At 46.6% G+C, this 24,652-nt stretch carries 19 protein-coding genes; 7 read left to right on the top strand and 12 right to left on the bottom strand.

Annotation, left to right across the window (positions count from 1 at the left end):
* Positions 1-465: a DUF4760 domain-containing protein gene (locus tag TW77_RS10965; protein WP_046005019.1), complete on the top strand. Its 465-nt coding sequence runs from the start codon at positions 1-3 to the stop codon at positions 463-465.
* 194 nt (positions 466-659) lie between these two features.
* Here the strand turns inward: TW77_RS10965 and TW77_RS10960 are convergent, their stop codons facing one another.
* The 11 genes from TW77_RS10960 to TW77_RS25160 form a co-directional block, all read right to left on the bottom strand.
* Positions 660-3,716 (bottom strand): efflux RND transporter permease subunit, encoded by a 3,057-nt coding sequence (locus tag TW77_RS10960; RefSeq protein ID WP_082078906.1) that lies wholly within the window; start codon positions 3,714-3,716, stop codon positions 660-662.
* A 68-nt stretch (positions 3,717-3,784) separates the two neighbouring features.
* Complete coding sequence (locus TW77_RS10955) at positions 3,785-4,408, bottom strand: HlyD family secretion protein (RefSeq protein ID WP_046005017.1); 624 nt, start codon at positions 4,406-4,408, stop codon at positions 3,785-3,787.
* A gap of 20 nt (positions 4,409-4,428) precedes the next feature.
* Positions 4,429-5,088 carry a fumarylacetoacetate hydrolase family protein gene (locus tag TW77_RS10950; RefSeq protein ID WP_046005016.1) on the bottom strand — a complete coding sequence of 220 codons (660 nt, stop codon included), beginning with the start codon at positions 5,086-5,088 and terminating at the stop codon, positions 4,429-4,431.
* A gap of 45 nt (positions 5,089-5,133) precedes the next feature.
* Entirely contained in the window at positions 5,134-6,117 is a 984-nt protein-coding gene (locus tag TW77_RS10945; protein ID WP_052713147.1) for a C-terminal binding protein, read from the bottom strand.
* Positions 6,118-6,138: 21 nt separating this feature from the next.
* Positions 6,139-6,927: a 2OG-Fe dioxygenase family protein gene (locus TW77_RS10940; protein ID WP_046005015.1), complete on the bottom strand. Its 789-nt coding sequence runs from the start codon at positions 6,925-6,927 to the stop codon at positions 6,139-6,141.
* A gap of 28 nt (positions 6,928-6,955) precedes the next feature.
* Positions 6,956-8,179 (bottom strand): ATP-grasp domain-containing protein, encoded by a 1,224-nt coding sequence (locus TW77_RS10935; RefSeq protein WP_156158650.1) that lies wholly within the window; start codon positions 8,177-8,179, stop codon positions 6,956-6,958.
* A gap of 52 nt (positions 8,180-8,231) precedes the next feature.
* Positions 8,232-9,440, bottom strand: a complete 1,209-nt coding sequence (locus TW77_RS10930) for an MFS transporter (protein WP_046005013.1) — start codon at positions 9,438-9,440, stop codon at positions 8,232-8,234.
* On the bottom strand, positions 9,437-10,675 hold the full coding sequence (locus tag TW77_RS24250; RefSeq protein WP_082078905.1) for an ATP-grasp domain-containing protein: 1,239 nt from the start codon (positions 10,673-10,675) through the stop codon (positions 9,437-9,439). The genes TW77_RS10930 and TW77_RS24250 overlap by 4 nt, the downstream gene beginning before the upstream one ends.
* A gap of 82 nt (positions 10,676-10,757) precedes the next feature.
* Entirely contained in the window at positions 10,758-11,936 is a 1,179-nt protein-coding gene (locus TW77_RS10920; protein ID WP_046005012.1) for an ATP-grasp domain-containing protein, read from the bottom strand.
* Positions 11,937-12,084: 148 nt separating this feature from the next.
* A complete protein-coding gene (locus TW77_RS10915) occupies positions 12,085-12,906 on the bottom strand; it encodes a hypothetical protein (RefSeq protein WP_046005011.1) in 822 nt (273 codons plus the stop codon).
* A 46-nt stretch (positions 12,907-12,952) separates the two neighbouring features.
* Positions 12,953-13,114, bottom strand: coding sequence for a hypothetical protein (locus TW77_RS25160; RefSeq protein WP_156158649.1), 162 nt, complete (start codon positions 13,112-13,114; stop codon positions 12,953-12,955).
* 203 nt (positions 13,115-13,317) lie between these two features.
* Between TW77_RS25160 and TW77_RS10910 the strand changes: the two genes are divergently transcribed.
* Positions 13,318-15,324 (top strand): winged helix-turn-helix domain-containing protein, encoded by a 2,007-nt coding sequence (locus TW77_RS10910; RefSeq protein WP_046005010.1) that lies wholly within the window; start codon positions 13,318-13,320, stop codon positions 15,322-15,324.
* Between the two features lie 308 nt (positions 15,325-15,632).
* Here the strand turns inward: TW77_RS10910 and gorA are convergent, their stop codons facing one another.
* On the bottom strand, positions 15,633-16,991 hold the full coding sequence (gorA, locus tag TW77_RS10905) for a glutathione-disulfide reductase (RefSeq protein WP_046005009.1): 1,359 nt from the start codon (positions 16,989-16,991) through the stop codon (positions 15,633-15,635).
* 253 nt (positions 16,992-17,244) lie between these two features.
* Between gorA and prlC the strand changes: the two genes are divergently transcribed.
* The 5 genes from prlC to TW77_RS10880 all read left to right on the top strand — a co-directional run bounded on the left by prlC (position 17,245) and on the right by TW77_RS10880 (position 24,622).
* Positions 17,245-19,290: an oligopeptidase A gene (gene prlC, locus TW77_RS10900; RefSeq protein WP_046005008.1), complete on the top strand. Its 2,046-nt coding sequence runs from the start codon at positions 17,245-17,247 to the stop codon at positions 19,288-19,290.
* 158 nt (positions 19,291-19,448) lie between these two features.
* Positions 19,449-20,588 (top strand): response regulator transcription factor, encoded by a 1,140-nt coding sequence (locus tag TW77_RS10895; protein ID WP_046005007.1) that lies wholly within the window; start codon positions 19,449-19,451, stop codon positions 20,586-20,588.
* Positions 20,589-20,674: 86 nt separating this feature from the next.
* A complete protein-coding gene (locus TW77_RS10890; RefSeq protein WP_046005006.1) occupies positions 20,675-21,430 on the top strand; it encodes a class I SAM-dependent methyltransferase in 756 nt (251 codons plus the stop codon).
* Positions 21,431-21,574: 144 nt separating this feature from the next.
* Positions 21,575-23,500 (top strand): methyl-accepting chemotaxis protein, encoded by a 1,926-nt coding sequence (locus TW77_RS10885; RefSeq protein WP_046005005.1) that lies wholly within the window; start codon positions 21,575-21,577, stop codon positions 23,498-23,500.
* 123 nt (positions 23,501-23,623) lie between these two features.
* The gene (locus TW77_RS10880; RefSeq protein WP_046005004.1) at positions 23,624-24,622 is read left to right on the top strand and encodes a DUF4350 domain-containing protein; all 999 of its coding nucleotides are present in this window, start codon (positions 23,624-23,626) and stop codon (positions 24,620-24,622) included.
* Positions 24,623-24,652 lie beyond the last annotated feature (30 nt).

Here is a 24,652-nt window from a genome sequence, read left to right as displayed (position 1 = left end):
ATGGAAGACGTTGTCACTTATAGCAAAGTAGCGTCCTCAGTAATTACTGCTTTGTCTTTTATGTTCGGCGCTTACGTTTATTTTTCCAATACTAGGCGAGAGCGTATTAAGAATACTTTAAGTTATTACGAGTCATTCTCAGATAGTGTATTCCCCGACATATTGAAGTTGAGTAAAAGCTATCCAGGTGTTTTATCAGAAGAAACTGTCAGTGAGATTTTTGTTGATGCTGAAAGATTGCAAGAGGTTGTTTTGATTTTGAACCGCTTCGAACGGCTTTCGTTAGGAATTAATCTGACAGCCTATGATTTTAAGACAATAAGTAAAGTAGGTGGTAAAACAATCATATCAAGCTTTGATAAATTTCACTTGTTCATACAAAAGCGTAGGGAGTCAAACGAGTCAGCATGGTGTGAATCTGAAGCTCTGTATAAAAAGTTGAAAAAGTATCGTAGTGTGAATTAGCTTGTAATTGACTACTCTCAGGTCATACTTTGCTTATCAAAAACGCGCAGGCAAAACTAACTCGCTTTTTTAGTTTTTTGATTACGCAGAAATTTATCTTATCGTAACAATCTCCTAAGGCCGAGTCGGTCATATAGCCAAAACCAAAGCGCCTTCAATCAGTCTAAGCCAATTGAAGGCGCTTAGAAGCCATACTAAGCCGGCTTACTGGATGGCAGGTCGACCGTTAGCTCTTCTTGTTTATCCCAGCTTTTTAAGCTAATCAGTGCCGGGACAACTAACAAGGTCAGCAATGTCGCAATGGCTAAGCCCAGGACGACACTAATGCCCAAAGGCTTTAAGATATCTTGTCCTGCTCCAAAGCCAATTGCTAACGGTACCATTGCAACAACGGTCGTAAGGTTGGTGACAATAAGCGAGCGCATACGGCGTTTCAGGGCCTCACATAGTGCATCCATTACCGTTTTACCTGCCAGTTTTTCCCGTAAAAAGAAGTCTAACAGCAGTATTGAATTGTTCACGGTCAACCCCACCAAAATCAACATCCCCAACATTGAATTCAAAGAAAGTGTGCTGTTGAAAATGTATAAGGCATGAAAGGCACCACTTAACCCCAGCACGATAACGCTGCAGATAATCAAGGCATTAGTGAGCGTTCTGAATTGGTACAGGGCAACTAAGAACACAATGGCAACCGACAGGAACAGGGCGTTTTTAATCGATGCCACACCCTGACGCACTTCTTGCTGCATGTCTTTAACGACGATAGGCAGGCTCTCTTCAGAATACGCCTTTAGTAAATGTGCTTTTAAATCAGCCATTAAATCGGCATTTATTTGTTGGTCATTGACTGCCATCCAAACCTGCAACCTAAACAAAGGTTTCGAGTTTCGAGAATAAAACTCTCGCCAGCTCGCTACTTCCTCAAACTTGATGAGATCTTGTAAGAACAGGTTATGCCCGGCAAAATGCAGAGGCGTTTGCTCAATGTCTTGGGTGCTGTATTTATGGTTGGAGATCTTGAGCTCCAGCGGAAAATAACCCTCATCGGTTTTGACCTGAAAAACTTCCTGAGGCGAGGCGGTGTAATTGACAAATCTGGTCAAGCTATCAACGCTCTGGCTGTAATCATGTTCAACCAACAACTGATTCAAAAAATCTTCTCTGACGATAAGCTCTTGATTCGAGATTTTGGAAGCCTTTGGCGCGGCCTTACTTTTATACACTCGTTCATCTGTTTTTATAAACTGGTAAGCAGACGCGAGTAATTGGCGGTTTACCTCTTCATTTTCGTGAGTGAAAAGAATACTGAAGCTTGGATGATCTTTAATTTTTAATGCTGAGGTAATCCAGGGTGAGTAGCTGGTTTCTTCTTTTACATCAGCCAGTGACTTTGGCAGAGCGGAAAAGACTTGGTCAAAATCCTTGTATGACTTTAAATGAACAGACAAATACGCGCTGTTGGCCCGAATATCACTGTATACGTATTTGACTGAGTCCTTAAAGTCATCCTGAATTTTCTGCCTGATTGGGGCAAGAATTTTTACCTTTTCGTCACTGCCAAGGCCTTGCTTAGCGAAAGAGACGCCAACGTCGATAATTTCAGCTTTGGGCTGAGCAATGATCTCAGCTTTGAGCTTTGGGGGTAATTCTACCAGTACAAAGCCTACATATAGCGCAACAGCAGCAATAATAGAGACGCGTTTCCAGTTATTAGAAAACAGCCAGCGCACCAGGCTGTCAAATCCAGACGCCTTTTCGATGTTTTTGGGTTGCGCCGCTGATTTGGCATGAATGACCTTGCCACCGAACACCAGTAAGTACAAGGAGGGTAAAAAGTAAGCACTGATAAAGAAGGACGAAATTAACACCGCAACTATCACCAGCGCCAAGTCATTGAGGATTGCCGCCGTCATCGGCGACGTAAACGCCAGTGGAAAAAACACAAAGACACTGGTCAATGTAGATGTTATCAGGGAGCTTCTGACATCGCGCACTGCACCAAAGACGAGACGATGGGTCACAGTTCGATTTTGGCATTTAACCTGGATGCTATCCAATACAACAACCGCGCCATCAACGACCATGCCAATACTGATGCTCATTGCCCCGAGCGACAAAATATTAATGCCAACCCCGGCAACGGACATAGATATAATGGATGTCGCTAAGGCGATAGGCATGCTGATGCTGATTAGCATTACCGTCGAGAATTTACGATAAACCATCAAGACAACGATGGCCGCCGACAACATGCCGACCAAAAGCGCGATGAGTATATTGACAATGGCGTCATCAATAAATTTTTTCGGATCATTCAGGACGAAGACGTGTCCTAAGGAGTGTGTTTCCTTGGCAACAAGTCGCTGAAACTCAGTCGCAACTTTGTATTGATTGGCATCGGGGTCTGGCCAAATAGCAATGACCACAACGTCGTCTTCATTGTACTGGAAAAAACGCGCATTCTCCTTTTGATTGATGCTGACATCAGCCAAGTCAGCAAGGCGGAGCGTCACACCGGGTTTGGCGTGAACGCGAAGGTTGCGCAGTCGCTCCAGATTAGTCACACCCGAGCGAAAGTGAATGCTCATATCACCTTCGTGTCGTGTTTCAAGTGTCCCAATGCGCTTATCAAATTCATTTCGATGCAGCGTATTCATAATGTCATCGAGGTCCACGTTATGCTCTAACATCGCGTAGGGGTCCAACTTGACGCTGACAACTTTCTCATACTTTTGCGAAATTAACGTGCGACTGACGCTTTCAATCTCTTTTAACTGTGGCTCCAGTGTTCTGGCCAGTAGCTCGCTGAGTTCACCTGCGCCGTAAATGTCTGACTTGATAGCCACATAGTTCTCGGAGCCCGGGTCATAAAAGCCCAGTTTTAACGGTGGTAAGTTTTTCGGCAATTGTGCCTGGTATGAAGCCCCTATGGCTGCAACATCTCGCTTCGCTTGTTCAGGAGAAATATTCCAGTCAAAAGAAACAATGAATTTTGTACTGCCTTGTTGATACTTACCCTCAACTTCATCGACGCCTTCAATCGCCTTGAGCGAGTCTTCTATTTTTACCCCCCAATTGCGATAGAAGCTCTGAACCTCTTGGTGATAATAGAACGTCAGCTGAATACTTGGTTTGTTTACCGACGGATAGAGTGATACCGGCAGTTTGAAAATTAACATCGATCCTATGATGACCAATGCAACGGTCAAGCAAATGTATAGCTTGGAATGGTTATTATTATTTCTCATAACTTGCGCTGCGTGTGTAACATAAAAAGACCTCTTAGCCCTGTATTCAGGGCTAAGAAAATAAAGGGTTAACCTTGTATGATGACTTTGCTCAACATTCTTGGCTTAAGGTAGCGGCGGCAACTGACCTGAGATTCACAAGACCCTAAGTCTAAGCGGATCTCCACTTTTGCGTGCGAGCTGTCTTTTGCCAAGTGATGTATGCCCGAGACCTGACCATCTATGGTCAGCGCCGCATTATCGGGGTCGAATACCACTTTTGCACTTTGACCAATGCTGACATTGCTTGCTTGCGGATAAAAAGCAGGAGCAACAACATGTAAATGTTCAGTATCAGCCAGACGCATGATTGGCTGAAATTTTTCCACTTTGTCGCCTTCTTGCAGGTAGATTTCAGCCACCCTCAACGCGCTTTCCCCGTTGAAAAATTGCTGCTCTTTGACGCCATATTCCAAGCTGGTGACATTGGCGAGCAATTGCTGCTTATCCACGTCTTGTCCCCCACGAATATGAAGTCGACTCAATACGCCTTCAACATTCGACACGACAAGTTGATAGCGTTCATATTCGAGTTCACCAATGAGCAGAAGTGGAGACGCTTTTAACTCGGTAGCCGCAGCCGCTTGAAATGCGCCTTGCAACAGCAATAAAGAGCTGACCACCAATAATCTGGCAAATAATAGCGGTTTCATATCATTCAGCTCCCAATTCCTTATACAACCTGGGTACTCGTGGAGATGACGTCATCTAGTGATGCAACCAGCGCATCTCCAGATTTCAATACGCCGACTCCTGCAGGGGTTCCGGTTAGCAAAATATCGCCAGGGACCAAAGAGAAATGCGTGCTGGCATATTGCAGCAAAGAAACGATATCGACGATCATTTCCGACGCGCTCGCTGACTGCCTCACCTCGCCATTAATTTCCAGTTTTAAAGCAAGGCTATCCAGATCGATATTTGGGTTGATGACAAATTCACTGGTTGGACAGCTGTCATCAAATGCTTTCGCTTTTTCCCAGGGGTGCCCCTTTTCCTTGAGCTTGCTTTGTACACAACGATAGGTCAGATCGAGTGCCAGACCGACACCGCCGACGGCGGCCTTAGCCTCCTCTGCGGTAGCGTTCTTGAGCGTGTCCTTGATCAGGATCGCAATCTCTAACTCATAGTGAAGCGGATAAGGCGCGCCTTGCGCATCTATGGGGGTCGAGAAAGGTACTAACGTTGTGGCTGGCTTAATGAAAAGAATAGGCTCACTGGGTACCGGGTTATTAAGCTCCCTGGCGTGCTCTACGTAATTACGGCCAACACAAACCACTTTTCCCAGTGGTAAATCCAGCTGCTGTCCGTTTATGTTTCTGTGATGATAGTTCATAGTGTGCTCCAAAATTTTTATAAAAGTAGTGAAGGGCACGTCAAACTACGTGCCGTATCGTGGAAAATAGCCATCAATTAACTCTTGGTTAACGACGTGCTGTGCCTTTCCACCACCAATAACCCCCAACGCGTTCAACGCTGCTTTTGTTCGCATTTCAATGCCAGCAGCCTGAGAGTAGTAAGACGAATGAGGGTTAATAAATAGTCGTTCTGAGACGCCAATTTCGTTCGCTTTCCATTTCTCGATCAAGGGGTGTGCTGTCGGCGGCTCTTCAGGAAGAACATCAAGGAAAACATTAGCTAACTTATTATTCTCAAGGCCGTATTCAATGGCGTCATAGCTTTCTAATACAGCGCCTCTTGCGGTATTAACAAGGACGCTTGCGTCTTTCATTGATTCAATAAACGTCTTGTTGATCATGCCCCGGGTTTCGTCTGTCAAAGGGACATGTACAGAGATAACATCACAACTTGCCAGCAGCTGCTGCAGAGAGTCACAACGCGTTGCATTAAGTACTTTTTCGTAACCTGCCGTTGCATATGGGTCGTAGAAGCTGGTTTTGAATCCGAGCGCTTTTGCTTTGAGCAATACGTTACTGCCGATGCGCCCGGCACCGACAATACCGACCGTTAAATTCGAGTCACGTTCGATGGTTTTGATGACATTCTCTTGCCAACCTTGTGGATAGTCTTTTGCCTCGTAGTTATATTGTGAAATTCGACGAGTGCCATTTAAGATCATGCCTACTGCTGTATTACTCACTTCTTCCGTGCAGTAATCTGGACTATTACTGACGGTGATGCCTTTTGAGGCAGCATAATCGATATCAACTTTATCAAAGCCCACACCATAGCGAATAATCGCTTTGAGATTCTTGAATTGATCGATATATGCTTTATCAACGATCTGATGCCAAACCAGTAATACCTCAGCATTCAAATCTTTTTCTAAGGTCACTTGGTTGCCCAGAATTTCAGTCTCAACGGTGAGCGCTTTAATGCGGTCCGTAATAAATACCTTTGCCATTTTTGTTATCCTTATGTTTTGTTAGGCGTGGTTATAATCAATGACTAACATGTCTCTATACCCGGTATAGCGGTCGTCTGCACAGTACACTTCTGATACGTCGTGCATTACTTTTTCGTCGTTCACCACAATGCTGTCTAACGGTGCCATTAAAGTGGTCTTAAATAACGATTTCTTTTCAGGTGTGTAGATCCCCGATATGCCACCAGACACATTCTCTCGGTGGATCAAGTGCTGGCCCACGTATAAATGGCCATCCCGATGAATGCCTTCTGGTGTAGCCTGACCGACTTCATCAGGCCTGGAAAGCACCCGGAATAAGTGAAATGAAACATTAACGCGTTTCAGGCCAACATCACTTATTACTCTCAAATTACCCAGCAATAACTTCTGAAATGCCGGTTCATGATAAAAAGCACTTGGTACCGTATCGAAAAAACGCTTTATCCCCCCGTTCGCGGAATTAATCGACTTTGATTGGTAGAACATTTGATTATCGGATACTGAAAATCGATTGTTCTCTAGATCAATATGAACATGGCCAATCTTTCTCCTTCTATAACGCCCCTGGTCATGAAGGTAGTCATCCATAGGTAAATCATTCCAATACTTGGCCAGGCTAGCTAATTCTGCTTCTGATATATCAAAAGCTTCACTGATAGTATCGCTCGCTATATTGGCGTACCCTTCTTTAGCTATCAGGTCAGTCGCTTTTTCCAAAGCGTGTTGAATTTGGCAAAAAGGGTTATTTTCTGGTTTAAGATATTTCGCGTAATTGAATATCTCACGCGGTTTATTTTTTACAGTCACAGTGAAAGCATCTCTTTAATGTGCGTCGTTAGGCGCAGTTAACGGCATGAAAATCGATGAGTTTGCGAAAGTCTTCACGCAGCGTATCGAAGCATTGATTCGTCGCCTGAATTGAGCCTGCGATATCTCTTAAACTGTCCGCTGAGTCAAATTTCTGCCCTTGCTTGATATTCCAGTTCATGTCGAAACCTGACTGCAACTGTGGTTCTACAAGCTCAATGGCTGTTCCGGGCTGTACAGGGAAAATCCCAGAGAAACAATACACTTTTGCAGATTTTGAGAGTTCAGGCACTAGGCCAAGCTCCATCTCAAGGTTGGTATTTAGAAAATTAAACCCGAACTGACGCTCGTACATAGGAACAACCACCGCCCCTGGCGCTCGGCAAGCGACTTCAAGAAAAACAAGTTCGTCACCTTTTTTGAATACTTCTAAATGATTAGCTCCCTGCTCCATGCCTAATTCGTTAAGCACGGCTTTATTGAATGCGAGAATTTCCTGGGAGATAGCCAAATCGTCTGGCAGAGGCATGCTGATAACCGATTTCCCTTTCTGAAAATGCATATTTTCATTGGTGTATTCGCACGCAGAAGAAAAAATAACTTCACCGTTACTGACGATGCTATCGCAATGATAAAGTTTGCCGGAAATGAACTCTTCGTAGCCATATTCTATATTGGGTTGAGCGTCATCCAGATACTCAACAAAGGCGTCAAAGCTTTCTATTTTCGATACGCCATTAGAGCAAGCCATCATGGTTGGCTTAATAATGAAAGGTAAGCCGACTTCTGCAACAATCTCCTCAAAGTAAGCCTTGTGTTCTGATTTTGATAGGTCTAACTTTCCGAAGTAAGGAACGCGGATGTTCGCTTTTTGCAGGATTTTCTTCATCTCGCCTTTATTGCGAAAGCGATACGTTTGCTCGAAGTTCATCCCTGTTAAGTTGAATGCCTCGCGTAACTTTGCCGCCACTAATAAAAGATCTTCAGCCATAGTCACAATATAAAAGGACTCGCCTTCTTTTTGAGTCATGAGCTCAGAGATATAAGACTTGGATTGCTGGAAAAACTCTTCCTCAGAAGTGCCCTGGATACCGAATACATTGGGAAACGTCGCCCCGAAGTCGCGTTCTACCGCAAGTCGTTCTGACTCTCGCACAATAACAAAGAAGTTAACACCTTGCATTTGCGCAAGTTGCTCATGATTGTAATGCGATAACTTTGTATATGTTGATGTAATAACTACGTTTTTCAATTTTTTTACCTGTCTAAAGTAGAGAGTTAATATAATGTTTTGATATTGCGAATTATGAATTTGAGCTATTGTTTTTGATTGTTGTCTCTCGGGCCTGCCAGGTGCAGTAAACACAAGCTAAAAACAGCAAAAGTGTTGTTACTACAGACAGAGCTGCCGCATGACTAAATCCGCTATCGTAGAATGCTGAAACCAGAATCACTGCCACAACGGCAAGGGTTGAGTTAAACATCAACCTAAGTGAAGAGAGCTTTCCTCGAATGTCTGGCGGAGATAGCTTTTGTAGCGTAGAGCTCCAGGACACAGCGGAAACTGTGGTCATAAAGCCCACAGAAAAAATAGCGAATAAGGTGATATAGCTTGGCAATGCCAGCCAGTAGCTGATGAAAACAATGGTTGCGCACAGACAAGATAACGCGGTGTAGATAAGTCGGTTATCACTGTTTAAGTTTGCTTTTGCGACGATTGCTCCAGCGCAGATAGCACCGATAGCAAATGCTAAATCAAGGAATAGCAACCAACGTGCGGCGCCGTCATAATTGTAGTTAACGACCGGTGCCAGCAGCAGGTTGAAAAGCGCGACGATAATAAAATCAAACGTTGTAAAAATCAGCACAACTAAGACCTGAGGAGCCTCTTGCAGCAGCTTGAAAGTTGCAAGCCAACCCGTTGTTGAAACACTGGCTTCCTGGTGTGTTGATTCCTTCACTGTGCTGATTGAAAACATCATAGTCAACGCGCACGATGCGATTAGAAAGCAACAGGTAACGGTAGGTAAAATGAGGTATTCCAGTGAAAACTCGAGTAGCAGGCCGCCAATAGCCAGACCGATGATCTGCCCTGACTGTACAGCCGCGGCAAGTATGCCATTGAGCTTCTCAATGTCTGCGCCAGCAACCACTTTTGGCACTAGCGTGAATACACCATTACGGATGAACGGCTTTGAAGCAGTCAGTGCCGCCGAGACGCAAAAGAGTATGGTTAAGTTTAAAGGGAGAAAGTACTCGGTAATCGACAGTGCCAAAAGGGCAGCAGACATCAGCCCCATACTGATCAAGAGTACACGCTTTGAGCCCAACTGATCGGTTATGCTGCCAGCGACTCCTTGTAACAGTAGCGAAAGCAAAAACTCGAGAACAAACACGCCAGCAAACGCCCACAACTGGCCCGTCATATCATAAAGCAGTTTACCTATGGCTAAGGTAAAGATACCACGAGCTATGTTGATGCTTAATTCACTGGTGGCAAACAGCTGTTTCATGATGCTTCCACCTCTTTTGGCGACCAACAAGTATGAAACTCTAGCTGTTCCAGGCCTGTTGCAGCATTTGCCAAAGCATCGCTCAAAGACTCACCTTTACTAATGACAGAAGCAGCCCGGTCGAAGCTATGCAATAGAGGTCCTATTTCGGCCCCGATGTTCTTCAGAATATTGACATCAACGACACCGGTTTTGCTCCGTGCCTCGGCAACACCCTCGACCCGGGTTAATTTCGCGCCGTGCCCAAAAGAGGGGGCTGCATAGCGAATAGCAGCAAAGCTCTGCTTAGGTAAGTCATGTGGGATTTCGTTGAGAATACGCTCACCAAGCATCTGGCGAACAGACAAATTCATCAGATCTACGCCGGTCGCAATTTTCATCAAGTCCCAGATATTGTCACCGCCCGGTCGCGTATGTGTTTCAATAAGCCTTGGGCCATTGGCAGTAAAGATCACCTCGCTATGTGACGGGCCATCTGTGACCCCGACAGAATCCAGAACCTCTTTGACATAGCCAACGATTAACTGTTCTTCGACGCCAGATAAGTCGGCAGGAATGGCGTGCCCCAGTTCAATGAAGGTCGTTGGGTCTTTAAGTTTATGGGTGATAGCGATAATTCGATGCTCACCATTTTCTGACAGAGCTTCAACACTAAATTCAGGACCTTCCAGATATTCTTCGATGATCGCAGGAAATACATCTTCAACTTTCAGACCCAGACTTAAAATCTTCGACAATGCGTTATCGCCGGATTCCAGCTTTACAATGCCTTTGCTGCCGGTGCCATTTACGGGTTTTAGAATATGGGCGGTGCTTGCCTGCTCACAGAAGTCATGTACTGCATCAATATTGCTTACTAAAGCAAATCGGGTGTCATCAGTACCTGAAGCCGTTAATTGGTTACGTGTTCTATCTTTTGAAATCGTCAACTCCAAAGAGTCAAGAGAAATGGGAAAGCTTAGCCCTAGCGCCTGGCTTACTGTAATCGCTTGTTTCTGGCAATTATCATTTAGGCAAGATACGGCATCAAAAGGCTGATTAGCGTGTAGTACCGTCGCTAAATCGGCATAGTCTTGTTCTGTCGCGAACTCTTCAAACATATGGACTTGTTTGTATGGGAAATCCAAGTCAGCAGGTAAAACAGCCTTTTTATTGATAAAAAGAACGACGTCATGACCTAATTCAACAAGCGCGCGATGGGCAGCACGAACTGTCCCTATGATTAATACTCTCATAATGTGTTACTTCGCTATCGTAGTTTTTGTATTGCAGCCCTGTCTGACTTAAAACAGTGATCAAGACGGCAACTGGGATTCGTTAACTAATGGCTATTGCCCCTAGGGCATTCTCGGCGGTGGCTATCGCATGACTGGCCGTGTCACCTGTTGTGACGACAAATCCTGCTCTATCAAATGACGAGGTGACGGGTTTTACATATTCCCCTTCAGTTAAATTGATATGAAGGTTCGCGACACCTGGCAACTGTGCTACTGAATCAATGTTTTCGATCCGACTGACTTTCTCCACAGAGGTGGTAAGGTAACGTACAGCGGCTGCTTTGGCCTTGGCTTCTCTCACTGGGGCATCTAGCTTTAAGAGGCTGGCGACGGTCTCTTTAAAAATATCAACACCCTTCGTCAGCATATTCATATGCCAGATGTTGTCTCCTCCTTGACGTGTTTGTGTTTCAATCACAAATACGTTGCCATCTTCAACTTTTACCTCAGTGTGTGCAGGTCCAGTCAGATGCTTAATTGCGTCAAGTAAGCGAAGCACTTTGTCATGTATTATTGTCTCAATGTCTGCATCCAGACGGGCAGGTTGCGAGTGCCCCAGCTCCACGAAGTAGGGCGCACCTGTTGTCAGTTTCTCCGTGATAGCAAGGACTTCGTGCTTGCCATTTTTTGACAGGCTTTCGATACTGTATTCTGTTCCACCTACGTAGCTTTCTGCGATGATTTCGCCCATATTGCTTTGCTTAGCGTGTAACAGCGCCCGTTCAGCTTCTTCAAGGGACTCGACTAAGAAAACCCCTGAGCTTCCGGCACCTTGGCTCGGTTTAATAATTGCTTTGCCCGTCGTATTGTTAAAAAAGTGCCTGATGTCTTCGACACTGTTCACTTTTGCATAGGCTAGATTATCGAGATGCTCTTCTTTTAGTCGTTCGCGCATAGCGAATTTATCGCGTGTTACTTCAATCGTTTCTAAATTGCAGTTGGTTGGAATATTCAGCGCTTTGGCAATCAATGCGGCTGTTTCCATACCAAACTCTGCAAATGAAATGACGGCAGCAAATGATTTGTCACTATGTAATGACTCAGCAAGCGCGAGCGCTTCAGCACTGTTTGTATAATCCATTTCTACCAACTGAGAAGCGTTCGCTTGTTGGAATTCCGTTACGCCATTTGCTTTTTGGATCATGGTGTAATCTATGGCCAGGTCTGAAAGGCAGCGAATCGAAAAATCCATGCCTCCGATAACGAGAATATGCGACATCGGTTTGTTCCTTCGTATTACTTCAGCTCTAAAGGGCTGATTTCGACAACAAGTGTCCGTTGAATTAATCGGGCACTAAAATTAAGTTGATGTGATGGCCTCAGCTATTTTGAAATCGCAAGCGGTAACAGAGAGGCCAAAAGCGTGCTTATGTCTCTAACGTGAAGAAACCATTTTCAAGACTTGCGCTCATGCCAACCATGGTTCTTTGGTAAGGCGTGATTTCGCGTGTTGAAACCCCATGAAGTGCCAGCGGGTTGATTGGATACATTACAAGCACATTCTGGTCGTATTTAACGGTATCGACTTTTTCGACGTACTTGTCTTCAATGTCGTAGCGAATGCCTCTCAGTTCAGGATGGTTTTCGGCAAAGTGAAACTTGTGATCACTTCCTTTATATTTGTAGATATCCAGGTCTCCACCTTTTGAGCGGTCTTCTGGATCTCGCATGTAAAGCAGGCCACCAAAGATAAAGTGCGGTTTATCAATGTGCGGGCCTCTGAATGAGGAGGGCTTGCCAAATACAGGAGAATAGATATTCAAGCTGCAGTCTAATAAGATGTCTTTTGCATCGAAACTGTCGAGGCGATGGCGACCAATATTAGCGTCGCGCAAGCTATCTACCTTGTCACGGATCCCGGGCGTGATGTCGAGGATATATTCTTCAAATAAATCTAAAAATTCATAAAAGAATTCAGGTGAGCTGTGATAACTGACAAACTCACGCCAAAGGTTATCAACCTCTTCATCTTGCTTAAAATCTTGAGGCGAATAAATGTATCGCTCATTAGATTCAAGCTCCTGCCCTTTGCTCACTTTTGTTAGTGACGGCATGGTTGAATATAGCTTTTCAAAGAGTTCTTTTGGTAAAGCATCTTTAATCACGATATGTGGAAAAGGCTCTAACCTCACATCCGCTTTAGTTACGTTTTGCAGTACGCTCAAGTTGCTTTGGGTATTTTGTGTCATCTTTTGACCTTTGTATTTGTATTTATATTATCTAGCCGGTGACTTTCTATGTACGGTCTTTGCAGTAGGGGAAAGGTGAGCAAAGAATAACGACAACACCTGTCTCTTCAGCTTTATTCTTTTCACCTAAGTTTTGTGTATTTGCTTGTGATGTAGTTGCAAAGAAACACAGCGTAATCAATAAACTTAAAATCTTTTTATTTAACATTTTGGTTACTCTCTCAAAAAATCTGAGAGCATCTTAAGTTGAGAAAATGACAATTTCATCACTAAATTAATCAAAGTAAATCAAATGTTTACATCTTCTGAAAATCAAGAATCAAAAAAAATCAAATCATTGATTTATATAAATTATTTTTCGTGTAGAATGAGTTTTCAAACAGAGTCAGAGTAGTAGTAAAGCCATTTGTAATGTTTTATTGTTTTAAAGAATGGAAGCTTGACGCTAAAAATCATGAACTCATTCATGATAAGAGTGGAACCAGAAAGTTAAGAGAGCAGACAGTAAGGCTTTTTGTTTATTTATTAGACAAAAATCATGAGGTATGTACCTACGATGAGCTGCTGGAAAACTTGTGGGAAGGTAAAATTGTAAAAAAAGAAAGCGTAATTAATGAAATATACGAGTTACGCAAAATCCTCGGTGCTGATAAACACCTCGTAAAAACGCATCGACTAAAAGGTTTTTCGTTCTCTGCTGTGGATTTGGAGATAACCGAACACCAAATAGACCCTCCGTTAAGTAACTTTGAAAAAATAAAGAAGACAAAAGTCTATCTCTACGCCTTTACTGTGCTGACGATATTTGTCGCAGCATCACTATTAGGTATTCACGATGGAGTAAAGCCGTATCCTCTGGACTCAGATGTAGTCAATATCACTTACCATAAGGGAGAAGAGCTTTATCCAACCACTAATCCCTCAGAAGAGCTCATGGCGTATGTCAGTTATATAGATAACACTTTTACCGTAACAATACGGGATATCAAAACCAGTCGCTCGGTCTCATTGCCTGGCAACACTAGCTCACCTTATTGGCACCCAGACAAAAACAGGCTGTTTTTTCAGTCTTTTGAAAACGGTCAGTGTTTCTTAAAATATATCGATATAAATCAAGAGTTAATGCTATCAAATATGTCCGAGATAGTTTCTTGTGGCAGTGAGCTGAGCCTTAGCCCGATCGCACTGGCCCCCGAAGGAAAGTGGCTATACTTTTCCTTTAAAGAAGATAAGCAAGTGCCTTATAAAATTAACAGCGTGCACTTAGACACCAAGATAGTCAAAACACTCACCACACCGACAGAGAATACTTATGGTGACTACAGTTTAAGCCTAAGCCCTGACGGACAAAGGTTAGCGATTTTAAGCAGCGATCAACACAAAAAAGTAAACCTCAGGATTTTAGACGTTCAAAAAAAGGACTACTTTTCTGTACAGACATTTCCGTTCTACATCTACAATGTGGCCTGGCATGAAAGTGGTGACAAGCTCTTCTATATTGACGACAGAAGGCAAATTAACGAACTTGATTTAGAGTCGGGGCAAACCAGTCTCGTTTACGCTTCTGAAGAAGATCTCAGAACGCTCTACTACAAAAAGGATTATGGGTTTTTAACGTCAAAAGGCAATTATCAGCAAAGTGACTTAAGTGTGTTAACTATCGAGAATAAAAACATTAATGTCCTGCAAGGAAGTGATGCGAACGAAGTGCAATATACAGCACGGCAATCACATCAAGATTATTTCTTTGTCTCTGACAGAACGGGTTTTCCTCAGGTCTGGCAACAGGCCCCCGATAGTCTCAAACAAGTAACAAACTACGGCGAATATAAAGATATTCAATATTTAGATACGCAAATAAGTTCTGGTAAATTGCTCCTGTCAATCGACCAAAAAGCGAGTTTGAAGATGGGCGATGCTGTCACTAGCATTGACTGGTTAAGTGAGAAACTCGTCAGGAACCTAAAGTGGTCCTGTTGGGATCAAAACGAAGTCTTTGCAACTACGCTGTCTAATCAAATATGGTCACTGGTTAAATTTAACCTCAAAGAGCAAACCGAAACCCCACTGTTGGGCGCGGTCAGCAGCTTTAAGTTAGACTGTGAGAATCAACAATTGTACTTTACAAAACTAGACGAAAAAGGGGTCTTTAAAGCGCCTCTTCACAACCTCGCTCTAGCCTCAGTCATCGCCAAGGACCTTTATTTCGAAGATAATAATGAGTGGTTATTGCGCGACAATACCCTTTACTTTACTGAACAAGGCAAATTACACGCATTCGATACAAGTACATCTGAACTTAATTTTATCGAAATCGATGGGCCTGTTTGGGCGGTGTATGACGGTAGTGATAAAAGCCAGTTGATATACGAATCCAGGACCTCTCACGGAATAAATATTGCCCGTATCCCTCTGTAACATCTTACTGTGAAGCTTGATCAGTGAGCACTTAGCTGAGCAAGCTTCCTAAATGCTGCGAACTACTGTATGACAGGGTATTTGACCTGGCCTGTTTTTCGACAATACGCCGATAAGCCCATTAATGGGTGGCGGTCTATTAAAAGTAAATTATTCAACTGGTTGGGTATACTAATTCGGGTGGTAATCGCTGAGATTAATAAACTTAAAAGGCAAGTCGTAATAATAAGTGGGTGCTTATACGCGCCAAACTAAAACGCGAGCTGTGTTAACAAGCTCGCGCATGTATCGGATTAAATGAGTGAGATTTACCTCATGGTCACAAACTCTTCAGATCCCGTCGGGTGGATAGCCACAACCGAGTCAAAGTCGGCTTTGGTGGCGCCCATCTTCATAGCCACGGCAAAGCCCTGGATCATTTCATCAACCGCAAAGCCGATGCCGTGCAGGCCAACGATTTTTTCGTCTTCACCGGCACAAACCAGCTTCATTTTACAGGGCTGACGGTGCTGGGTTACTGCTGTGTACATGGCCGCAAAGGAGGACGTGTAGACTTTGATGTTGTCTTCACCGTACTGCTCGATGGCTTCTGGTTCGGTCAGGCCGATGGTGCCGATGGGCGGGTGGCTGAAGACCACGGTTGGGACCAGGTTATAGTCCATTTTGGCGTTGGGCATCTCCGGGTTAAACAGGCGCTCTGCCAGCATACGGCCAGCTTTAACTGCCACTGGTGTCAGCTCAATGCCGCCATCCATAATGTCGCCCAAAGCATAAATGCCAGACACTGAGGTGTTCTGATATTCGTCTACTTTGACGTAGCCGCCGTCTGTGATGGCGACATCGGTGGCAGAGAGGTTGATTTTATCTGTCACTGGCTCACGACCAATCGCCCAGATCACTTGCTCGACCGTGTGTGACTTGCCGTTTTCCAGGTGCAAAGTGACACTGCCGTCGTCGTTTTTGCTCAGTGATTTAGGTACGCTGTGAGTGTGTAGTGTTGGCCCTTCTTTATCCATGACTTCGGTCAGGGTGTCGACCAGGATAGGGTCAAAGTTACGCAGCGGTGCATGTTTACGTACAAACAGGTGCGTTTCTGTGCCCAGGCTATGTAGTACGCCCGCCAGCTCAACGGCAATGTAGCCCGCGCCAATCACAGCCACGCTCTTAGGTTGCGCCTTGAGCTCAAAGAAGTCATTAGAGTCAATACCCAGCTCAGCGCCCGGGATATTAGGAATCGACGGGCGACCACCCACGGCAATACAGATATGGTCGGCAGTGTAGTGCTCGCCGTTGACTTCTACCGTGTTGTTATCAACAAATTTAGCAAAGCCGTTGATCACGGTTACGCCATTGCTTGCCAGGTACTTGTTGTAGCCCTGGTGGATACGACCAATGTAGGCTTCGCGGCTTTCAACCAGTTTGCCCCAGTCGAAGTCTTTTACTTCAACATCAAAGCCATAATCCGGTGCGTAAAGCTTAATGGCTTCGGCAACCTGTGCGCCGTGCCACATTACCTTTTTAGGCACGCAGCCCACGTTTACACAGGTGCCGCCCATATGTTTGGCTTCGATAAGGGCGACTTTAGCGCCACGCATTGCCGCGCGGTTAGCCGAGGCAATACCGCCGCTGCCGCCACCAATGGCGATATAATCAAAATGTTGTGCCATGCTTTAATCTCTATAAATGCTGATAAATGGCCCTAGCTTAACACTATATCTGCCGGGGCAAAGTCTGGCGGGATGAATTTTTCCGATAGCGGTCATCGCTTTTTTCGATGAACGGGTGGGGCTGCGAGTGAACTGCGCATGTATCGCCATACGGCGGCCCTGATTAATTCACCCGGATTGGCCGGGCGGCCTTGTTTTTTGACAGAAAACCCCCCAAATACATGAGATAAACAAAGATCAACAGAGAGACGCTATGACTAACCCGTTAATTGGCATGGAAGGCTTGCCACCGTTTTCAAAAATCAAACCAGAACACGTTGTAGAGGCACTTAAACAGGCCATCGAGCAATGCCGTAACACCATAGATGAAGTATTAAAAAACGATTCATACAGCTGGGAAAACCTGGTCCTTCCGCTTGAAGAAGCCGATGACAAGCTGTCTCGCATGTGGTCGCCGGTGTCGCATATGCATTCGGTCGTCAATAGCGACGCACTGCGCCAGGCCTATGATGCGTGCCTGCCTTTGATCTCAGAATATAGTACCTATGTTGGTCAGCATCAGGGTCTGTACGAGGCCTATAAATCGCTCAAAGAGTCCGATGCTTTTGCGGCGCTCAACACGGCGCAGCAAAAATCCATTAATAATGCACTGCGAGATTTCCAGTTGTCGGGCATTGCACTGGCACCAGAACAACAGAAGCGCTACGGCGAGATCAGCGCGCGTTTGTCTGAGCTGGCTGCCAAATTTGGCAATAACGTGATGGATGCGACACAGGCCTGGACTAAGCATATCACCGACGAAGCTCAGTTATCTGGATTACCTGAGTCCGCACTGGCGCTGGCAGCGCATACGGCGCAAAGTAAAGAATTAGAAGGCTGGGTGTTTACTTTAGACATTCCGTCTTATCTGCCGGTGATGACCTATGCGGATAACCGAGAACTGCGCGAAGAAATGTACCGCGCCTTTGTAACGCGTGCATCAGATCAGGGGCCTAACGCCAACGAATTTGATAACTCAGCACTGATGAGCGAGGAGCTGGCACTGCGTCACGAACTGGCACAATTGCTGGGCTTTGACAGCTACGCAGATAAATCGCTGGCGACCAAAATGGCGCAGTCGCCGGAGCAGGTGTTTACTTTCTTAAATGACCTGGCCTTGCATGCTAAGCCACAGGCCGAAAAAGAGGTGGCTGAGATCAAAGCATTTGCGGAAAAAGAACATGGCGCGACTGAGCTGGCAGCATGGGACTACGGTTACTATGGCGAAAAGCTTAAGCAGGCGAAATACGCAATCTCCGATGAGCTACTGCGTCCTTATTTCCCGGCCGATACTGTGCTGAAGGGGTTATTTGAAACCGTACATCGCCTGTTTGGTATCAAAGTCACTGAAATTAAAGACTTCGATAGTTATCACCCGGATGTGCGTTTCTTTGCTATTCATGATGCGCAGGGTACCTTGCGTGGTCACTTCTATCTGGACCTGTATGCCCGCGAGCACAAACGTGGCGGCGCCTGGATGGACGACTGCATGGGCCGTAAAGTACGTGCCAGTGGCGAGCTACAAACGCCGGTGGCATACCTGGTATGTAACTTCAATAAAGCAGTTGGCGATAAGCCTGCGCTGTTTACCCATAACGAAGTAACCACCTTATTCCACGAGTTTGGCCATGGTATTCACCATATGCTGACTCAGGTTGATGCCGCACCGGTTGCGGGGATCAATGGCGTTGCCTGGGATGCCGTGGAGCTGCCCAGCCAGTTCCTGGAGAACTGGTGCTACGAAGAAGAAGCACTGGCCTTTATCTCTGGTCATTATGAAACGGGTGAGCCTTTACCAAAAGAGCTACTCGACAAACTGCTGGCGGCGAAAAACTTCCAGTCGGCGATGCAGATGCTCCGCCAGCTGGAGTTTTCCTTGTTTGATTTCCATATTCATGCCGATTACGATCCGGCCAAACCGTGCCAGATCCAGCAAACACTGAATGCCGTACGAGAACAAACCGCCGTGGTCAAAGCGCCTGAGTTCAATCGCTTCCAGCACAGCTTTAGCCATATTTTTGCCGGTGGCTACAGCGCGGGTTATTACTCGTACAAGTGGGCCGAAGTATTGTCTGCGGATGCCTTTTCACGGTTTGAAGAAGAGGGGATTTTCAATCGCCAGACGGGGGCTGATTTTATGCAGCATATCCTGGAGAAGGGCGGTTCAGAAGAGCCTATGGCTCTGTTTACCCGCTTCCGTGGTCGCGAGCCAAGTGTAGATGCATTGCTGCGCCACAGTGGTATCGAAAAAGCAGCGTAAGCGCTGCATTTTGGTGGCGTTTTGAACATCTGTTCCCCGCATGCCACCAGAGCCGACTTAAAAACACCACATAAGCACTTTGTGTGGTGTTTTCCATTCGCAAATTAGACAGTTCACGCTATGCTGTTTTAAAGAACCAACCTTGTAGGGACCGCTGCATGAGCAATTTAGTACTGGCCATTGATGACGATAAACTGGTACACCACATTGTTGAACAATCCTTATTGCACAGTTGCAAAGTCATTCACGCTTACAGTGGCGAAGAAGGGCTAAAAATGGCGGCGCAGCAGCGTCCGGATATCATCCTGCTCGATATTGAAATGCCTGGCCCTTCCGGCTTTGAGGTGTGTGAGCGGTTGAAAGCCAATCCGCAGTTGTGTGATATTCCGGTGATGTTTTTGTCGTCTAAAAGCGCCATCTCAGAGCGGATGCGTGGTTACAACGCCGGTGGGGCCGACTATATTGTTAAACCGTTCGACAGCGATGAAATGCTGGCACGGATCAAAGTGCTGGACGAGTATCGCCGCCAGTCACTCAAATTAAAGCAGGATGTGCAAAAAGCCCAGATCACGGCTGAAATTGCCATGTCGGATTCGGGCGATATGGGTCGTATTATGCGCTATGTCGGCCAGTCGTATCATGCCCATGATTTGAATACGCTGTCGGAGTACTTTTTTGAGTTTTTCGTGCCCTTGCAGCTTCAGGTGGCGGTGGCATTTTGGTATCACGACAGCGAAGTGTTTTACTCGCAGGAAGGCGCAATTCAGCCGCTGGAGCAAGAGCTGCTGGAAAAACACCGCAATGGCGACCGTTTTGTCGATTTTGGTCGCCGCACTATCATTAACTACCCCAAAGTGTCTTTGCTGATTAAAAACATGCCAACGGATGATGCGGGGTTATACGGGCGCTATAAAGATCTGCTGCCGCACATTCTGGAAGCCACCAACGCCAAAATCAAAGATATGGAAGTCAGTGAAGTGGCACTGACAAAAGTGGAGCAAATCGGCCTGGCTTTTGAGGAGCTGAGCGACCAGCTGGGAGAGGTAGCAAGCGCATACAACGACAAACTGGCGCAGTTTTCAGCGTATGTCAGCAGCGATCAGGCCAATGGCAAGCAGGCAGAGGCAAAGCAGCTATTTGAGCACTTTTCGCTGATCAACGATGATTTTTCGATAATCCGCTACAAGCTGGGCGAGATCACCGAAGTACGCCATGAGCTGATCCAGAGCTTAAATCAGATGGCCAAGCCCTGGGGTGAAGAAGACGTACCGGCACAGACCGACATAGAGCTGTTTTAAACGGGCATAACGCCTAGCACTACAAAGTTTTCATAACTGTGATGATCCAGATATAATCTCCGTGTTTAAACTTGCGGAGCCTGCTGTTGATCATCCATACCCCTTTTGCTGAAAACCGACCTTATCTTGAGCGTATAGAGAAACAGTTTGCACTGCAAAGCTGGCAGCAGGCCAATCCTAACTTTCGGTTGACCTATGATGAGGCCGGTTTGCAGTTATTAAAACTGGATGAACCTAAATTAGGCGGTATCCGGGTCGATTTTGTGACCGGCGCCAGTGCCCATCGTCGTAAGTTTGGTGGCGGCAAAGGGCAGGCCATTGCCAAGGCTGTGGGGTTGAATAAAGGCGCCACTCCCGTGGTGTTGGATGCCACAGCAGGACTTGGACGCGATGCCTTTGTGCTGGCCGCGTTGGGCTGCGAAGTGATCTTACATGAGCGTCACCCGGTGGTGGCTGCACTGCTGTTTGATGGCCTGGAGCGTGCGTATCAGGACAGTGAAATAGGCAGCTGGATGCAGCAAAATATGCGCATGATCTTCGGCTCCAGTCATGAACTGCTCGCTCAGAGTGAATTAAATCCGGACGTGGTTTATCTGGATCCTATGTTTCCGCATCGTGAAAAATCTGCCCAGGTTAAAAAAGAAATGCGGGTATTCCAGTCGCTGGTTGGCGGGGATGCCGATGCCGATGCCTTGCTACCGTTTGCCTATGAGCTGGCCACCAAACGTGTGGTGGTGAAACGTCCCGATTATGCGCCTTTCCTGAACGAGCAAAAACCCAGTATGCAGATAGAGACCAAAAAGAACCGCTTTGATGTGTATGTAAAAGCCGCGATGAAGTAAAGTTCCTGTAAAAGGTAGAGAGTTCACCTACGCCAAAAGTATGTTTTTAAAAACGTCTGCTCGTTTTCTGAGCATTTTACATTAAATTGTCATAAAACATTAATAGTCTACGCCCGAATTTGAATCAATATGGCTGTAGTATCTATGCGTGTTTCTACCTTTACCCGGCTGCTTGCCGTGTTACTGGCGCTTGCCAGTATCGTGCTGGCTGCCACTTTGTTTTGGGCCAGTCAGGTCTTTAGTGAATTAGACAAACAAAACAACGCTTATGTTACGCTGAAAAACACCATACTGATCGATTTAGCCGGTACGATCGAAGATTACCTGAGCACCGGCGATAGCCAGGAGCTTAGCAAAGCCAGCGAACAAATAAGCACCCTTAAACAGCAACAATTGACAGCGTTGCCTTCATCACTTGCCGGGGATATGACCAACAGGCTGGATGCACTGGATGGCGACATAAACGGTAAATATCGTGCACTGGGCAAGCTGTCTGGCAATGAAATGGCGTTGCTCGACAACGCCATCAGGCAGATGTCGGGCTCGGCATCGTCGTTAATGAGTTACACCGCTAAAGCGTCTGAGCATCCACTGGCGCCGCGCTACTATGCGCTGGCATCGGATTATTATGGTGAAGTAACCAACCTCAGTATTTATACCTATCAGCTGGTGATCCACTTTGAACAGCAAACCCGGCAAAACCTGATGAGCAGTGTGCGTCGCCTTCAGGAGCTGGCGCAACAGATAGAACGTCTGGATAACCTGGGCGTGATGAGCGAAATTGATGAAGACGAGCTATTCCTTGGTGCCGAAGCTGAAGATTTGGCGCTGGAGATCAAGGCTGAGCTAGGTAGCTGGCCTAAACGTTTCAGCCGTGACCTGGAAAATACTTTGGCGCAGGCCGAGCAACGTCAGCAGGGGATGGCGCAATTACGGGGCGATATTAAGGCCATTTCGGCGCTGGTATTGAGCGCTGAGGAGGCGTTGCAAGAGGAGCAAAACACACTCAAGCAAAACGTCTTTACTATCTTTGGTGTGGCCATTGGCTTGCTGGTGTTACTGGCCATTGCCGTGTATATCGTGCAGTTTAGCCAGGTACTGACGCCACTGCGTCAGCTTCGTAATGGCTTTGCCTTCCTGATTGAAAGCAATGAACTTAAAAACATCGACAGCCAGAATGCCAATACTGAGATTGGTGAGATTGCCAGTTATTTCAATCAGCTGATTGAGCGTCAACGTGGCGAAGCCGAAGAGCGCGAGCAAATGCTGGCAGTGATCAACGACTTTATGCAGGATATGAACACCAACCTGGCCAGCATCAGTGCGCTGGCTGAGACCACCTCAACCCAGGTAGAGCAAAACCAGCAACAACTCGATGAGATCAAAGCGCTGGGTGTTGAAGCCAGCGACATTAACCAGCAGGTGGCGGATAACGCCGGTGAAACCTTCTCTGCTATGAAGCAAAGCGTTGGCTATGCCGAGTCAATGCTGAGTGCCAGCTCCAGCACTCAGCAGCGCGTGGAGCAGGGCCTGTCTAGCCTCAATGAGCTGCTTAATGGCGTTGCGGATGTCGGTAAGGTCATTGAAATGATCCGCACCATTGCAGAGCAAACCAATCTACTGGCGCTGAATGCCGCTATCGAATCGGCGCGGGCCGGAGAGCACGGCCGCGGGTTTGCCGTGGTTGCCGATGAAGTCCGTAAGCTGGCGCAGCAAACCCAGGATTCGCTGTCCGACATTAATGAGCAGCTGACGATTCTCAGCGATAACTCAAGCAAAGTATCTTCGCAGATCAGCGCGCTGGCCGATGAAGCACAGCAGCAGACCGAGCATGCCCAGGAGCTCAAGAGCAACTCAGAGGGCGTTGCCGAGCGGGCACAGAGTGCCAACCAGGTGGCAGAGCATGCAATGGAGCTGGCTCAGCAGCAAAGCTCCCTGGTGGATAACTTCAGCAGTGCCATGGCAACGATGAAGCAACAGGTGAATGGTTCAAATCAGCAGGTACGCGATATTCAACACAGCCTGCAAGAGCAAATGGCCAAAATTCGGCAGAGCATTGGCATTCGCTAACGGGTTTTAACCAGACACGCTTGCTCTGGTAAGAGAGCGTGTAAATGACTGTCCTTTGCTGGCAAGTCGCGTGGTTCTTTGCTAATACTTGGCCATGTGCGACTGATAAATAAGGACAGTACAATGAACTGGTTAGCCAAAACGTTGACAACGGGCGTGTTTGCACTGGGGCTGAGCGCCTGCAGCGATAGCAATCAGCAGGCCGACCCGGATTTTACCCCGCAAAATACCGAACGCCGTTTCTCATCGGATAACAGCCCACTCGTCTTATTCGATGAAGCACACCATAACTTTCTCACTATGAATGGCCGTTATCGGGCATTTACTGACGTTTTACAAAGTGATGGCTATACCGTGCAAGCCAGCACGCAGCCGTTTACCGAGGCACACCTTAACCAGGCCGATATACTGGTAATTGCCAACGCGCTGGACCGACAGCGCAGCGACTTTAACCCGCCATTTGGTAGCGCGTTCACTGCACCAGAGGTTGCCGCGCTGTTGCGCTGGATAGAGCAGGGCGGCGCGTTGTTTCTGGTTGCCGATCACACCCCGTTTCCCAGAGTGATAGACAATCTCACCACAGCGCTGGGTATTGAGTTCAGCCATGGCCATGTTAGCGACGCACAATTTAGCATCACAGATAAAACCCTGGTACCCCATGCAATCACGCTGGCCGTGGTGCCGGCACTGAGAAAGCTGCCGGGGGCAACGTCTATGACCGGGTTTGGGGTAACCGGTGCCGTGGGTGGGGCAGCCTCCGCTGCGGTGGCAGAGCCGCCATCCGGTCAAATTGAACAGGTGCGTTCATTTGGCGGATCGGCTTTTAAAGTGCCGGATGGCGCGACTTCATTACTAACTTTGGGCCCTGGCGCGACGTCTGTGACCCCCAAGATCCCCTTTCAGGTCACCGCCGATACGCCGCGCATTGCTGTGGATGGCTGGAGTCAGGGGGCAGTGCTGGAGCTTGGCAAAGGCCGGGTTGCAGTCTTTGCTGAAGGCATGATGTTCTCGTCTCAGCGCGATGCCAGCAGCGGTAAAATATACGGCATGAACAGCGCCGGGGCCGAGCACAATGAGGGGTTTTTGCTTAATGTTATGGCCTGGCTGGCGCGTGCTGAGTAGGGAGGCGCTTATTGGCTGCAGGCACTTGAA

It is taken from the genome of Pseudoalteromonas rubra (assembly GCF_000967655.1).
GTDB lineage: Bacteria > Pseudomonadota > Gammaproteobacteria > Enterobacterales > Alteromonadaceae > Pseudoalteromonas > Pseudoalteromonas rubra_A.
The sequence above is the reverse complement of the archived record's forward strand: the minus strand, read 5'-3'. Positions and strand labels throughout refer to the sequence as shown.